This is a genomic window from Streptomyces sp. NPDC020192 (assembly GCF_044388685.1).
In the GTDB taxonomy this organism is placed as follows: Bacteria; Actinomycetota; Actinomycetes; order Streptomycetales; family Streptomycetaceae; genus Streptomyces.
This window is the reverse complement of record NZ_JBIRXG010000009.1, coordinates 279,959-293,311: the sequence shown is the minus strand read 5'-3', so window position 1 is coordinate 293,311 and position 13,353 is coordinate 279,959. Positions and strand designations below refer to the sequence as shown.

The following is a 13,353-nucleotide window of genomic DNA, read 5'->3' as shown; positions in this document are numbered from 1 at the left end:
CCGCAAGCGGGGACCGCTCATTCCAACTGCCGACACCGTCCTTGGCCTCCTGACCCCGAACGCCGACATCTGCTCCAACCTGATGGTGCGAGACGATGTTCCCGCAGGCCAGGCAGTTACCCCACTCGCCAGTACGCCGATGGCGAACGTGAGACGGCCCGTCCTGCGTGTCGGGCCCTCCCACTAGGCATGTCTTACCCGCGGGCACTGACACTCCATGCCGCGCGGCCCCGTTCCCTCCGCTATGGGCGAACAACCTCGCGCCTCCCCGGACCCCACACGCCCCCATTTCCGGCACGATGCGCATTCGATTGAACGCTCAGCGTAACTTCAGGGCTGCTTGACCGGTTGCACCTGGCATGGCTGGACCGGCCCCCGAGAACCACACGACTCACACGAGTCCGAACAAGCCCGTGAAGCCCACGGCGCTCAAGGAGCCCTCGGGCCCCACGACGCATGCCCCCGCCGTGGCGGACGCTTCCGTCGCCGATGCGGTCCCTGCCGTCCATACGGTCCCCCTTCCTCGTCGGCCCCTCGACCCGTGGGCACCGGAGCCCTGTGCTCCGGCGGCCGGCCCGGATGAGCGGGCCCGCCACTGGTACGAGAACGATCTGGGGTGGACGATCGTGCCCGGACGGCCGCTGCGGCTGCTCACCGGAGTGCGGTTCGACGTCCTGGACATGCCGGCCGAGGCGGGCGCGGGGGCGCTCCGGCATCTCGCGCCGGGCTCTCCGGTGGCCCTGCGGGGCGACCGGATGGAGCTGCTGGTGGCCGCGGGCAGCGCGGAGGAGCTGCCGGGGCTGCTGGACTGGCTGGAGTGGAGTGCCGTACCCCTCGATCTGCGCGCCCTGGGCGCGGGCGACGCGCTGGAGGCGCCGCTGCCACCCCTACCGGGGGCTCGGGAGGCCGGTTCCGTACGGGGGGCCGCCGTGTGGCTGCGGCCCCCCTGGCCGGGACGCGAGGTCGAGGCCTCGCTGCCGGCGCTGTCGGCCCTGGGGCGCGAGGGGAGCGCCCCCGATCTCGTGCGAGTGGTGGACACGGTGGCCATGCAGTGTCACCGCGTCCGGCTGCGGCGCGCGTGCGCCGGGCCGCATCCCGCCGTACGGCGGGATCAGCCGTTGGCCTTCTCGTAGGCCTCGCGAATGGTCGCGGGAACACGGCCGCGGTCGTTGACCTCGTAACCGTTCTCCTTGGCCCACGCGCGGATCGCCGCGGTGTCCTGGCTGCCACCGGCAGCGGCACGCGCCTTTCCACGTCCACCGGAGGCACGGCCCCCGGTACGACGACCGCCCTTCACATAGGGCTCGAGAAGACCACGCAGCTTGTCCGCATTGAGGGTCGTGAGATCGATCTCGTACGTCTTGCCGTCCAGCGCGAACGTCACGGTCTCGTCCGCCTCGCCGCCGTCGAGGTCGTCGACAAGAAGGACCTGAACCTTCTGTGCCACCGGATTTCCTTTCATCGATAACGTTGAGGACCAGGGGTCTGCGGCGTCCGCCGTTTCGCCGCCCCTGTTATATGCAGTACTGCAGTACGTCGGAAAGCAAACCGCTTTTGCCGGAAAAACACAAACCCCTGGGAGAGGGGCGGTAGAGCACCGGCGGACCGTCTACGCCCGGAAACATGCGCGTTTCGGACATAGGGCACCCGGGCAATGGCGATCACAGATGCAGAAGCATCCGGCTGTTGCCCAAGGTGTTCGGTTTCACTCGTTCGAGACCGAGGAACTCGGCGACGCCCTCGTCATAGGAACGCAACAGCTCCGCGTAGACATCGGTGTCGACGGGCGTCTCCCCGATCTCCACGAAGCCGTGCTTCCCGAAGAAGTCGACTTCGAAGGTCAGGCAGAAAACCCGGCGAACGCCGAGCCAGCGTGCGGTCTGGAGCAACTTCTCCAGCAACTGATGACCGACGCCGGCGCCCTTGAGGCCGGGCTTCACCGCGAGAGTGCGGACTTCCGCGAGGTCCTCCCACATGACGTGCAGCGCACCGCAGCCGACCACCTCGGCGTTGTCGTCGCGTTCCGCGACCCAGAACTCCTGGATGTCCTCGTAAAGCGTGACCGTGGCTTTGTCGAGCAGGATGCGGCCACGCACGTAGGCGTCGAGGAGGTGGCGTACGGCCGGGACATCGCTGGTCCGCGCCCGGCGGACCGTGATGGCTTTTGCGGAGACTTCGACGTGCTCTGCTGACATGAGCGGACGCTATCGCCCGACGGCGTCCTCCGCCGAGCCGGGGTTCTCCTCTTGCCGGGGTTCGGCGGCTTCGGGGGCTTCCCGGGTTTCCGGTCCCTGGACGATGCGCACGGCGTCCCGGAGGGCCTGGCGCTGTTCCTCGCTCATCATCCCGAAGAAGGCGACGAGAGCGGCGGCCGGGTTGTCACTCTGCGACCACGCGTCGTTCATCAGCGCGGCGGCGTACGCGGCGCGCGTCGAGACGGCCTCATATCGATAGGCCCGCCCTTCCGCCTCGCGGCGCACCCAGCCCTTCTGATGGAGATTGTCCAAAACGGTCATCACGGTGGTGTACGCGATCGAGCGTTCCTGCTGGAGGTCTTCCAGGACTTCTCGAACGGTCACCGGGCGGTTCCACTTCCACACCCGCGTCATGACCGCGTCTTCGAGTTCTCCCAATGGGCGAGGCACAGCTCAGAACAATAGTGGGAGATCCCGACAATGGCGTGCCGGACGTGCACTAACCCTGCGAACAGGAACAAAAAGGGCGTACGACTCGGAGCCGCATCGGGATGCGAGAGTCGTACGCCGCGGGGCGAGGGCGCGCCCGAAGCTCCTGGCGACCAGGGCGGGGATCAGCCGGGATCACCCGGAGGCCGGCTCAGGAGGTCGGCTCAGACGTCGCCGCCGGAGGCCTGCCGCGCACCCTCCGCGCGCGCGAGGGCGGCGTCGACGGCCGCGTCCTCCTTGGCCTTGGCGGCCCCGCCCTGGGTCTTCACGATCACCCTGACCACACCGATGAAGAACACGGCCATCACGACCGGGGGCACGAGCGCGGAGACATAGTCCATGACTCCAGGGTAGCCAGCCCGTACCGGGCGAAAGGGGCGGGGTACACGAACCCCCCGCCCACCTTCCCGACCTGCACGGACACATCGTGTGACGGGTGGGCGACTGGGTTGCCGGAGCAGTGCGGAGGATGGGGGGCCGGGGGGCTGGCGGCTTGTCCGAAACCCGGGGCTTGGGGCTTGGCCCCGTGGCTCGGAGCTCGGGGCTCGGGGCTTGGCCCCAGGGCTTGGGGCTTGAGGCTTGGGCTTGGGGCTTGAGGCTTGGGCTTGGGGCTTGGGGTCGGCGGCGGCCGGGCGGGCACAGGGTCGGCGTCGAAGCACCTGTCGCCCCGCGAGCAGCCGACACCGGCTCCGCTCCACCGGAGTCCCCCGCCCTCGACCCACCAGCCTCCGAGCCACCGACGCCGGTTCAGCCCCGCCGGGGCCCTCGCGCGCGGCCCGCAGCCCGCGGGCCGCAGGCCGCCGACGGCGATGGCGTCCCGCGAGGGCCACGCGCACCCGGCGACGAAAGCACCACGGGTGGGCGGGACGGGGTCAGCCGGCGGCAAGCTGGCGGGATTCCGTGCCCTCCGCCGGAGGCGCCGGCTTGCGGCGCGGAAAGACCTCGCCCGGCGTCGGGATGGGCCGCTTCGGAGGTGAAGGTTCCGGCGCCGGGCGCTCCGAGGGGCCCGGCCCAGGCTTCTGTGCGGGCTTCTGCGGCGGTTTCGACGGTTCCTCGGACTCTCCGGCCCTGGACTCCCCCGCACCCCCGGGAAGGGCCAGCAGGCGGGTCCGCGAGGGCGGTACGGCGGGCGCGGGCACGATCCGGGCACCCTGCGCGAACCGGGCCCGTACATCCTGCTCGGCCAGCTCCTGGCAACGGTCGAGCAACGCGGCCGCCCCGGGATTGCCGCGCAGCGCCCGCAGTGCGGCGAGGTCGTCCGGGGTCGGCCGGTGCCCGGCGCCCAGCGCCTCCTCCAGGAGGGCGAGATAGCCGGCGGCGGTACCCGGCAGCGCGGCCCGGTACCGGCCGAGGTCGGCCACCAGGAACGCGCGCAGTCTCGCCCCCTCGCGCATCGCCTCGTCGAGCGACTCGGCGAGCCGGAAACAGTCCTGGACGTCCCCGGCGGAGGCGGGACCGGGGTGGAGGGCGAGGGCGAGGGCACGGCGGAGCACACGCAGCTCCTCCACGCCGAACGCCATGCCGCCGCGGGATCCGTATGGCGTGGGCATGCGGCGACGCTACCGCTAATCGGACAAAAGTGACGGATCGGGATGTTATTTCGCCGCGTGTCGCTCCCGGTTTCCCTCGACCGGGGCCACGAACGCCACCCGCCCGGCGCCCCTCACGCGGGGCGCCGGGCACCTCACAGCCTCGACACGTTCCGCTCGTACACCAGACGCAGCCCGACCAGCGTCAGCCACGGCTGGTGCTCGTCGATCACCGAGGACTCCCCCAGCACCATCGGCGCGAGCCCGCCCGTGGCGATCACCGTGACGTCGTCCGGGTCGTCGGCCAGCTCCCGGGCCATCCGGCTGACCACCCCGTCCACCTGCCCGGCGAAGCCGTACACGATGCCCGCCTGCATGGCCTCGACCGTGTTCTTGCCGATCACGCTGCGCGGCCGGGCCACCTCGATCTTCCGCAGCTGCGCGCCCTTGACGCCGAGCGCCTCCACGGAGATCTCGATGCCGGGCGCGATGACCCCGCCGACGTACTCCCCGCGCGCGGAGACCGCGTCGAACGTGGTCGCCGTACCGAAGTCGACGACGATCGCCGGACCGCCGTACAGCTCGACGGCCGCGACCGCGTTGATGATCCGGTCCGCGCCGACCTCCTTGGGGTTGTCGGTGAGGATCGGCACGCCGGTCTTCACGCCGGGCTCCACGAGGACGGCCGGGACGTCGCCGTAGTAGCGCCGGGTGACCTCGCGCAGCTCGTGCAGCACCGACGGGACGGTCGCGCAGATCGCGATGCCGTCGATGCCGTCGCCCAGCTCCTCGCCGAGCAGCGGGTGCATGCCCATCAGACCCTGGAGCAGCACCGCCAGCTCGTCCGCCGTACGGCGCGCGTCCGTGGAGATGCGCCAGTGCTCGACGATGTCCTCGCCGTCGAACAGGCCGAGGACGGTGTGCGTGTTGCCGACGTCGATCGTGAGCAGCATGGCCGTTACTCCGCCTCGCGCAGGTCGAGGCCGATGTCCAGGATCGGCGAGGAGTGGGTGAGCGCGCCGACGGCCAGGAAGTCCACGCCGGTGTCGGCGTAGATGCGCGCGGTGTCGAGCGTGAGCCGGCCGGAGGCCTCCAGCAGGGCCCGGCCGCGGACGATGCCGACGGCCTCCGCGCACTCGTCGGGCGTGAAGTTGTCCAGCAGGATCAGGTCGGCGCCCGCCTCGACGACCTCGCGCAGCTGGTGCAGGGTGTCGACCTCGACCTCGATCGGCACCTCCGGGAAGGCCTCCCGTACGGCCTTGAAGGCCTGCGCGACGCCGCCGGCGGCGACCACGTGGTTGTCCTTCACCAGGGCCGCGTCGGACAGCGACATGCGGTGGTTGACGCCCCCGCCGCAGCGGACGGCGAACTTCTCCAGCGAGCGCAGGCCCGGCGTGGTCTTGCGGGTGTCGCGCACACGCGTCTTGGTGCCCTCCAGCACGTCCGTCCACGCGCGCGTGGCGGTCGCGATGCCCGACAGGCGGCACAGGATGTTCAGCGCGCTGCGCTCGGCGGTGAGCAGGTCACGCGTGCGCGTGGTGACCGACAGCAGCTTCTGCCCGGCCTCGATCCGGTCGCCGTCCTCGACGTGCCGCTCGACCTCGAACTCGTCCGTGCAGACCACGGAGAGGACGGCCTCGGCGACCCTGAGGCCCGCCACGACGCCGGCCTCGCGCGCGGTGAAGTCGGCGGTGGCCACCGCCTCCTCGGGGATGGTGGAGACGGTCGTCACGTCCACGCCGCCGTCCAGGTCCTCCTGGATGGCCACGTTGGCGATGTCCTCGACCTCGATCGGGTCGAGCCCGGCGGCGGCCAGCAGCTCGGCGAGCGCGGGGTCGAGCCCGCACTCCAGGAATTCCTCGTCGCCCTCGGCGCCGCCGCAGGCACAGTCGTCGCCGCAGCCGCCGGCGGAGGCGAGGGGAAGGTCGTCGGTGCTCACGTCTGTCACTGCTCCTGAGGCGCTGGGTGTTACCGGGTAGGGGGGAAGTCTGCGGTGTCGGTGGTGTGCACGGCCAGCGACCGGTCGGGGTTGAGCCGTACGACGATGTGGCGCCGCCAGTGGGTGTCGTCGCGCTCGGCGCGGTCCTCACGCCAGTGGCAGCCGCGGGTCTCCTCGCGCAGCCGGGCGGCGGCGACCAGGACACGGGCGACGCACAGGAGGTTGGTGGCCTCCCAGGTGTCGACGCCGGGCTCGGCGGTCTTGCCGTGCTCCTCGAGGGCGTCGCGGGCCTCCGTGTGCAGCCGCTGGAGCTGCTCTGCGGCCCGGGCGAGGGACTCCTCCGAACGCAGCACGCCGGCGCCCTCGGTCATGATCCGCTGGATGGTGAAGCGGGTCTCGGGGGCGAGCAGCGGGTGCGCGGGGGTCTCCGGGTGCGGGACCGGTGCGGGCACGCGCGCGTGGAGGCCGTCGTCCGCGTGGGCAGCGGCGATGGCGTCGGCGATGCGCTCGGCGTAGACGAGACCTTCGAGCAGGGAGTTGGAGGCGAGCCGGTTCGCGCCGTGCACGCCGGTGCAGGCGACCTCACCACACGCGTACAGGCCGGGCACCGTCGTACGCCCCTGCGCGTCCGTACGCACGCCCCCGGAGGCGTAGTGGGCGGCCGGGGCGATCGGGATGGGCTCGGTGACCGGGTCGATGCCGTTGGCGCGGCAGGCGGCCAGGATGGTCGGGAAGCGGTGCCCCCACATGTCGGCCCCGAAGTGCCGGGCGTCGAGGTACATGTGCTCGGCGCCCTGCTCCTGCATGCGCCGCGTGATGCCCTTGGCGACGACGTCCCGGGGCGCCAGCTCGGCCAGTTCGTGCTGGCCCACCATGAAGCGCACGCCGTCGGCGTCGACCAGGTGGGCGCCCTCGCCGCGCACCGCCTCGGAGACCAGCGGCATCTGTCCCTCGGCGTCCGCGCCGATGAACAGCACGGTCGGGTGGAACTGCACGAACTCCAGGTCGCTGACCTCGGCACCCGCGCGCAGCGCCAGCGCCACGCCGTCGCCGGTGGACACCGACGGGTTGGTGGTCGAGGAGAACACCTGGCCCATGCCGCCGGTCGCGAGGACCACCGCGGGGGCGTGCACGGCGCCCACGCCGTCGTGCTGGCCCTCGCCCATCACGTGCAGCGTGACCCCGGCCGTACGGCCGTCGGCGTCGGTCAGCAGGTCCAGCACGAGCGCGTTCTCGATCGTGCGCAGCCCACGCGCGCGTACCGCGTCCACCAGGGCCCTGGAGACCTCCGCGCCGGTCGCGTCGCCGCCCGCGTGCGCGATACGGCGCCGGTGGTGGCCGCCCTCGCGGGTGAGGTCCAGCTCTCCTTCGGCGGACTCGTCGAAGTGCGCGCCGGTGTCGATGAGCCGCCGTACCGCGTCGGGGCCCTCGGTGACGAGGATCCGTACGGCCTCCTCGTCGCACAGGCCCACACCTGCCACCAGGGTGTCCCCGAGGTGCTGTTCGGGGGTGTCGCCCTCGCCGAGGGCGGCGGCGATGCCGCCCTGCGCCCAGCGCGTGGAGCCGTCGTCCAGGCGGGCCTTGGTGACGACGACCGTGGTGAGCCCGGCGGCCTCGCAGCGCAGGGCCGCCGTGAGGCCGGCCACGCCGGACCCGACGACGACCACGTCCGCGGAGATGGCCCAGCCGGGGGCGGGCGCGTGCAGTCGTATGCCTGTGCTGGTCACGAGGCGGCTCCGAAGGTCAGAGGAAGGTTGTCGATCAGCCGGGTCGTGCCGACCCGGGCGGCGACGGCGAGGACGGCCTCGCCGGTGAAGTCGTCGCCGATCTCGGTGAAGTCGGCGGGGTCGACCAGGGCGAGGTAGTCCAGCCGGAGCGGCGGGACGAAGCGGGCGGCCTCGTCCAGCACCTGGCGGGCCGCCGCGCGGACCGCGGCCGGACCGCCGGGCGCGGCGGTGGCGACGGCGTGCGCGTCGGCCGCCGCGCGGGACTCCCCTATCGCGCTCAGCGCCTCGGCACGCGCGTGCGTGGAGGGCACTTCGCGGGCACGCGCGCGCAGTGCCTCCTGCGCGGCATGCCGGTCGCGGCCCGCGAACAGCGCGCGGGACAGCGCGAGCGCCGTGCCGCGCTCCTCGGGCGAGAGGTAGCGGTTGCGGCTGGACAGGGCCAGTCCGTCCGCCTCGCGCACGGTCGGTACGGCGACGATCTCGACGCCGAAGTTCAGGTCCCGCACCATGCGCCGGATCAGGGCCAGCTGCTGGGCGTCCTTCTGCCCGAACAGGGCCGCGTCGGGGCGGGTGAGGTGCAGCAGCTTGGCGACGACGGTGAGCATGCCGTCGAAGTGGCCGGGCCGTGAGGCGCCCTCCAGGCGTTCGCCCATGGGGCCGGCGGTGATCCGCACCTGGGGTTGGCCGCCCGGGTAGACCTCGTCCACGGAGGGCGCGAAGACGGCGTCGGCGCCGGACTGCTCGGCGAGCTTCAGGTCGGCCTCGAGGGTGCGCGGGTAGCGGTCGAGGTCCTCGCCCGCGCCGAACTGCAGCGGGTTGACGAAGACGGTGACGACGACCTCGCCGTCCGGGCCGGCGATCTCGCGCGCGGTGCGGATCAGGGTGGCGTGGCCCTCGTGCAGGGCGCCCATGGTCATCACGACGGCGCGGCGGCCGCGGCGCACGCGTGCGTGCAGCTCTTCGGCGGTGCTCAGCAGGGCAGTGGTCATCGGGCGCTCCCCTCGGTGCCGTTGGTGCCGGTGGATCCGTCGGCCAGCACGCCGAGCAGGTCCTCGGCGAGTTCCGGCTTCAGCAGGCCGTGGGCGAGGGCCCGGTCGGCGGTGGCGCGGGCCATCGCGAGATAGCCGGCGACGGTCTGCGGGGCGTGCTTGCGCAGCTCGGTGACGTGCGCGGCGACCGTGCCGGCGTCCCCGCGCGCGACGGGCCCGGTGAGGGCCAGGTCACCGGAGCGCAGCGCGTTGTCCAGGGCCGCGCCGAGCAGCGGGCCGAGCATCCGGTCGGGTGCCTCGACGCCGGCCGTGCGCAGCAGCTCCATGGACTGGGCGACCAGGGTCACCAGGTGGTTGGCGCCGAGGGCGAGGGCGGCGTGGTAGAGCGGGCGGTTCTCCTCGCTGATCCACTCCGGTTCGCCGCCCATCTCGATCACCAGGGCCTCGGCGGCCAGCCGCAGCTCCTCGGGCGCGGTGACGCCGAAGGAACAGCCGGCCAGCCGCTGGACGTCCACCGGGGTGCCGGTGAACGTCATCGCCGGGTGCAGTGCGAGCGGCAGCGCGCCCGCGCGCGTGGCGGGGGCGAGGACCTGGGCGCCGTACCGTCCGGAGGTGTGCACGAGCAGCTGGCCCGGCCGTACGGCACCGGTCTCGGCGAGGCCGGTGACGAGGCCGGGCAGGGCGTCGTCGGGGACGGTGAGCAGGACCAGGTCGGCGCGCTGGAGCACCTCGGCGGGCGGTACCAGCGGCACGCCCGGGAGCATGGTCTCGGCGCGCCTGCGGGAGGCTTCGGAGACACCGGAGACGGCCACCGGACGGTGTCCGGCGAGCTGGAGGGACGCGGCCAGCGCGGGGCCCACGCGGCCGGCGCCGACGACGCCGACGGTGAGCCGCGCGGGGCGGTCCTTGAGATCTGGCTGGTGGACTGTACTCACGCGACGGCGGCCTTCCCGTTCCAGTCCGCTCTGGGTACCGGACGATGTACCGGACGATTTCTCGTCATGTTAACGCTATAGGGTCCGGGGGCGGCCGGTTGTCCACAGGCTGTGGGTTTCGCCACGCCCGCAGGACCGTGCCGCCGCGCGAAAACCCCGGTGCCACACGCGCGTGCGGCACGGCATGATCCCCGGCATGACGGACACGGCTGAGCAGGGCAGCGAGCAGGGCAGCAAGCACGACAACGGGCCCGGCACCGGGCAGGACGACGAACGCTCGCCTCGGGAGCGGCTGCGGGACCGGCGCACGGCGGCCCAGCGACAGGCGCGGCGCACACTGTCCCGCGCGGGCTGGGGCGGCACCCTGCACGAACGCCTCACGGACCTCATGGAGGCGGCACCCGGGGTGTACGACCTGGACGAGCCGGCCGACGTCTACGGCAACCGGATCGTGGCCGCCCTGGAGGAGCGGGTCGCGGGGCTGCTCGGCACGGAGGCCGCCGCGTTCTTCCCGACGGGCACGATGGCCCAGCAGGTGGCTCTGCGCTGCTGGGCGGCCCGCACCGGCGACCCGGCGGTGGCCCTGCACGGCCTGGCCCACCCGGAGGTGCACGAGCGGCACGCCTTCAGCCAGGTCAGCGGTCTGCGCCCGGTCCGGGTGACCGACGAGCCGCGGCAGCCGACGGCCGCCGAGATACGCGACCTCGCCGAGCCCTTCGGTGCGCTGATGCTGGAGCTGCCCCTGAGGGACGCCGGTTTCGTGCTGCCCACCTGGGAGGAGCTGACCGAGGTCGTGGAGGCGGCGCGGGAGTGCGACGCGGTGGTGCACTTCGACGGCGCGCGCCTGTGGGAGTGCACGGACCACTTCGGGCGCCCGCTGGAGGAGATCGCGGGCCTGGCCGACAGCGTCTACGTGTCGTTCTACAAGTCCCTCGACGGCTTCGGCGGCGCGGCGCTCGCCGGCCCCAGGAGCCTGATCGAGGACGCGAAGACCTGGCGGCACCGGTACGGCGGAACGGTCTTCCAGCAGTTCCCGACCGCGCTGTCCGCGCTCGTCGGCCTGGAGCGGGAGCTGCCCCGGCTGCCCGACTACGTGCGGCACGCGCGCGTGGTGGCCGCCGCGCTGCGCGAGGGGTTCGCCGAGGCCGGGGTGCCGTGGACGCGCGTCCACCCCGGGGTGCCGCACACCCACGAGTTCCAGGTCTGGCTGCCGTACGAGCCCGAGGTGGTCGCCGAAGCGGCCGTACGCCAGGGCGAGGAGACCTCGGTGATGCTCTTCGCGAACGCCTGGGACGGCAGAGGACCCGGTCTGGCGGTCACGGAGGTCACCATCCGTGCCGCCGGCCTAGAGTGGACGGCCGACGACGTCCGCACGGCCGTACGTGACTTCGTGGACCGTCTGCCGGACAAGGCCTGACTACAGGGCGCGGGGCCGCAGCCAGCGGCGCAGGGCGTACCGCACGCGCCCGCGTGCCGGGCGCTCGGCGACGACCGCGCTGAAGCGCCGGTACTCGCGCAGTTCGCGCGCCACCTGGAGGTCGTGGCGGCCCGGCGCGGGCGGCTCGGGCTCGCCGAGCACCCGTGCGCGGTGGCTGTCGAGGAGGTACTGCTGGGTGATGCTCATGGCGGATCGCCTTCTCGGGACGTGGTTGATCTGTGGCTGATCGGGCTCCGCGGCTGCCCCGGTGCCCTCAGCCTGGTCGAGCCCGGCGCGGAAGTCCCGTGGATTGACGGCTGCCGTCAATCCACGGGGCGTTGTCAGTGGGCCGGTGCACGATGGACGCATGAGCGTGACCATCGACATCACCGGACTGCCGGCCGAGCGGGTCTCGGTCGTGCCCTCCCCGCTGGCGGAGCTGGGGATGGCCCTGCACGCGCTCAGCGAGCCCGGCCACCACCCCGACCTGCGGGGCTGGGTCACCGCCGTCTCGTCCCGGCTGGACCCCCGGCTGGCCGACCGCCTGTGCGAGGCCGACTTCCTGTGGCGTACGACGTTCTCGGACGTCTTCGCCCCCTTCGCCGGCATCCCCGGCCGGCGCACCCTGCCCGGCGCGACCCTCGCCGAAGAGCTGGACCTGCTGGACAAGTTGACGGACGACCAGTTCGTCAACGCCGCGCTGGAGTTCACCTGCCAGCTGCGCTACGACGTCCAGGAGCCCTCCCTGCTGGACGACCCGGAGCTGCGCCGGCGCTCCCTGGAACTGGCCGCCGCGCGCGGGGCCGTACAGGAGCAGTTCGCGCGCCGACTGCTGGAGGACCCGCCGGTCGTCCGCGCCTGGTTCCGGCAGCTGATGCTCGACTGCGACGAGGCCTTCTTCGCCGACACCTGGGCCCGTGTCCAGCCCCAGCTCGCCGCCGACGCCCGGCACAAGACCGAACTGCTGCGCCGCAGGGGCCTCGGCGAAGGCCTCGCGTCCCTGTCCGAGGCCATATCGCTGGACGAGGAGGCCGCGATCGTCACGGTCGACAAGCTCTCGGTGGGCCGCACCGCCACCGGCGACGGTGGTCTGGTGCTGGTGCCGACCAGCCTCGGCTGGCCGCACGTCCTGGTCCTGCACCGGTTCGGCTGGCAGCCCTCGATCACCTACCCCGCGAGCGGCACCCGGCCGCAGGCCCCGTCCGTCGAGCAGCTCACGCGCCGCCTGGAGGCGCTGGCCCACCCGGTGCGGATGCGGCTGTGCCGGCATCTCGCGCGCGCCCCGCACACCACGGGCGAACTGGCCGACGCGCACGGCATGTCGGCCCCCGAGATATCCCGGCACCTCGCGGTGCTGAAGAAGGCGGGCCTGATCACCGACTGCCGCCGCGGCCGGTACGTCCAGCACCAACTGGACCTGTCCGCGGTGGCCCGCCTGGGCAGCGACTTCATCGAGGGCGTCCTGCGCTGACGCCGTCCGGCGGGACCGACGGAGCAAGCCGGTGGGGCGCCCGGCGTGCCGCCTCGGTGGAGCCCGGCGGTCGTCAGGCGTGCCGCCCCGGCGGGACCAACGGAGCAAGCCGATGGGGCGCCCGGCGTGCCGACCCGGTGGGGACCGGCCGGCGTCAGGCGTGCTACTCCGGTGGGACAGACGAAGTAAGCCGATGGGGCGCCCGGCATGCCGACCCGCTGAGGCCCAGTCTGCGTCGAGCGTGCCGCCCCGGCGGGACCAACGGAGCAAGCCGATGGGGCGCCCGGCGTGCCGACCCGGTGGGGCCCAGTCGGCGTCAGGCGTGCCACTCCGGCGGGACCGACGGGGGCCGGTGGCACCGGACGTGCCGCCTCGCGGGGGCCGATGAGCCTCGGGCGTGGCAGTCCGCTGGGCCCTGGGCATCGCGCCCCGCCCCGGCCGGTGCCGGCCAGGCCTGCGTGGCGCGCGTCAGCCGACCGTGGGTGGCCGTCAGCCGGCCGTGCGCCGCCCCTCACCTGACCGTGGGGCGCCCGTCGGCCAGCCGCATGGCGCATCAGCCGACCGTGAGACCCGTCAATCCACCGTGCGCCACGCATCAGCCGGCCGCCGACCGGCACTAAGGACGCCCGTCAGCCGACCGCCAACCGGCACCCGGCACCCGG

At 73.1% G+C, this 13,353-nt stretch carries 14 protein-coding genes; 3 read left to right on the top strand and 11 right to left on the bottom strand.

Features of this window, described 5'->3' with window-relative positions; translation table 11 throughout:
• Nucleotides 1–467: 467 nt before the first annotated feature.
• Complete coding sequence (locus tag ACH47Z_RS19990; RefSeq protein WP_399075389.1) at nucleotides 468–1,133, top strand: SCO3374 family protein; 666 nt, start codon at nucleotides 468–470, stop codon at nucleotides 1,131–1,133.
• Here the strand turns inward: ACH47Z_RS19990 and ACH47Z_RS19985 are convergent.
• The 10 genes from ACH47Z_RS19985 to ACH47Z_RS19940 all read right to left on the bottom strand — a co-directional run bounded on the left by ACH47Z_RS19985 (nucleotide 1,112) and on the right by ACH47Z_RS19940 (nucleotide 9,803).
• On the bottom strand, nucleotides 1,112–1,447 hold the full coding sequence (locus ACH47Z_RS19985; protein WP_399075308.1) for an Lsr2 family protein: 336 nt from the start codon (nucleotides 1,445–1,447) through the stop codon (nucleotides 1,112–1,114). The two genes, ACH47Z_RS19990 and ACH47Z_RS19985, sit on opposite strands and share 22 nt — an antisense overlap.
• Nucleotides 1,448–1,661: 214 nt before the next feature.
• Entirely contained in the window at nucleotides 1,662–2,195 is a 534-nt protein-coding gene (locus tag ACH47Z_RS19980) for an amino-acid N-acetyltransferase (RefSeq protein WP_399075306.1), read from the bottom strand.
• Nucleotides 2,196–2,204: 9 nt separating this feature from the next.
• A complete protein-coding gene (locus ACH47Z_RS19975; protein ID WP_399075304.1) occupies nucleotides 2,205–2,609 on the bottom strand; it encodes a BlaI/MecI/CopY family transcriptional regulator in 405 nt (134 codons plus the stop codon).
• A gap of 239 nt (nucleotides 2,610–2,848) precedes the next feature.
• Nucleotides 2,849–3,025 (bottom strand): hypothetical protein, encoded by a 177-nt coding sequence (locus ACH47Z_RS19970; protein ID WP_399075302.1) that lies wholly within the window; start codon nucleotides 3,023–3,025, stop codon nucleotides 2,849–2,851.
• A gap of 531 nt (nucleotides 3,026–3,556) precedes the next feature.
• Entirely contained in the window at nucleotides 3,557–4,204 is a 648-nt protein-coding gene (locus tag ACH47Z_RS19965; protein WP_399075387.1) for a hypothetical protein, read from the bottom strand.
• A gap of 164 nt (nucleotides 4,205–4,368) precedes the next feature.
• Nucleotides 4,369–5,166 carry a type III pantothenate kinase gene (locus ACH47Z_RS19960; RefSeq protein ID WP_399075300.1) on the bottom strand — a complete coding sequence of 266 codons (798 nt, stop codon included), beginning with the start codon at nucleotides 5,164–5,166 and terminating at the stop codon, nucleotides 4,369–4,371.
• A gap of 5 nt (nucleotides 5,167–5,171) precedes the next feature.
• Nucleotides 5,172–6,152, bottom strand: a complete 981-nt coding sequence (nadC, locus tag ACH47Z_RS19955; protein ID WP_399075298.1) for a carboxylating nicotinate-nucleotide diphosphorylase — start codon at nucleotides 6,150–6,152, stop codon at nucleotides 5,172–5,174.
• Nucleotides 6,153–6,181: 29 nt separating this feature from the next.
• Nucleotides 6,182–7,879 carry an L-aspartate oxidase gene (locus ACH47Z_RS19950; protein ID WP_399075296.1) on the bottom strand — a complete coding sequence of 566 codons (1,698 nt, stop codon included), beginning with the start codon at nucleotides 7,877–7,879 and terminating at the stop codon, nucleotides 6,182–6,184.
• Nucleotides 7,876–8,868 (bottom strand): pantoate--beta-alanine ligase, encoded by a 993-nt coding sequence (panC, locus tag ACH47Z_RS19945; RefSeq protein ID WP_399075294.1) that lies wholly within the window; start codon nucleotides 8,866–8,868, stop codon nucleotides 7,876–7,878. Before panC ends, ACH47Z_RS19950 begins: the two co-directional genes overlap by 4 nt.
• Nucleotides 8,865–9,803: a Rossmann-like and DUF2520 domain-containing protein gene (locus tag ACH47Z_RS19940; RefSeq protein ID WP_399075292.1), complete on the bottom strand. Its 939-nt coding sequence runs from the start codon at nucleotides 9,801–9,803 to the stop codon at nucleotides 8,865–8,867. Before ACH47Z_RS19940 ends, panC begins: the two co-directional genes overlap by 4 nt.
• 196 nt (nucleotides 9,804–9,999) lie before the next feature.
• On the opposite strand from ACH47Z_RS19940, the gene ACH47Z_RS19935 reads away from it, so the two are divergent.
• A complete protein-coding gene (locus ACH47Z_RS19935; protein WP_399075290.1) occupies nucleotides 10,000–11,220 on the top strand; it encodes a threonine aldolase family protein in 1,221 nt (406 codons plus the stop codon).
• Here ACH47Z_RS19935 and ACH47Z_RS19930 read toward each other — a convergent pair whose 3' ends face one another.
• Complete coding sequence (locus tag ACH47Z_RS19930) at nucleotides 11,221–11,427, bottom strand: hypothetical protein (RefSeq protein ID WP_399075288.1); 207 nt, start codon at nucleotides 11,425–11,427, stop codon at nucleotides 11,221–11,223.
• Nucleotides 11,428–11,587: 160 nt separating this feature from the next.
• On the opposite strand from ACH47Z_RS19930, the gene ACH47Z_RS19925 reads away from it, so the two are divergent.
• Nucleotides 11,588–12,691: a DUF5937 family protein gene (locus ACH47Z_RS19925; RefSeq protein WP_399075286.1), complete on the top strand. Its 1,104-nt coding sequence runs from the start codon at nucleotides 11,588–11,590 to the stop codon at nucleotides 12,689–12,691.
• Nucleotides 12,692–13,353: the final 662 nt, after the last annotated feature.

Excerpts from the sequence above, each read along its gene's own strand:
- ACH47Z_RS19980 (WP_399075306.1), bottom strand. The coding sequence starts at position 2,195 with ATGTCAGCAGAGCACGTCGAAGTCTCCGCAAAAGCCATCACGGTCCGC.
- ACH47Z_RS19975 (WP_399075304.1), bottom strand. The coding sequence starts at position 2,609 with ATGACGCGGGTGTGGAAGTGGAACCGCCCGGTGACCGTTCGAGAAGTC.
- ACH47Z_RS19970 (WP_399075302.1), bottom strand. The coding sequence starts at position 3,025 with ATGGACTATGTCTCCGCGCTCGTGCCCCCGGTCGTGATGGCCGTGTTC.
- ACH47Z_RS19965 (WP_399075387.1), bottom strand. The coding sequence starts at position 4,204 with ATGGCGTTCGGCGTGGAGGAGCTGCGTGTGCTCCGCCGTGCCCTCGCC.
- ACH47Z_RS19960 (WP_399075300.1), bottom strand. The coding sequence starts at position 5,166 with ATGCTGCTCACGATCGACGTCGGCAACACGCACACCGTCCTCGGCCTG.
- panC (WP_399075294.1), bottom strand. The coding sequence starts at position 8,868 with ATGACCACTGCCCTGCTGAGCACCGCCGAAGAGCTGCACGCACGCGTG.
- ACH47Z_RS19935 (WP_399075290.1), top strand. The coding sequence starts at position 10,000 with ATGACGGACACGGCTGAGCAGGGCAGCGAGCAGGGCAGCAAGCACGAC.
- ACH47Z_RS19930 (WP_399075288.1), bottom strand. The coding sequence starts at position 11,427 with ATGAGCATCACCCAGCAGTACCTCCTCGACAGCCACCGCGCACGGGTG.
- ACH47Z_RS19925 (WP_399075286.1), top strand. The coding sequence starts at position 11,588 with ATGAGCGTGACCATCGACATCACCGGACTGCCGGCCGAGCGGGTCTCG.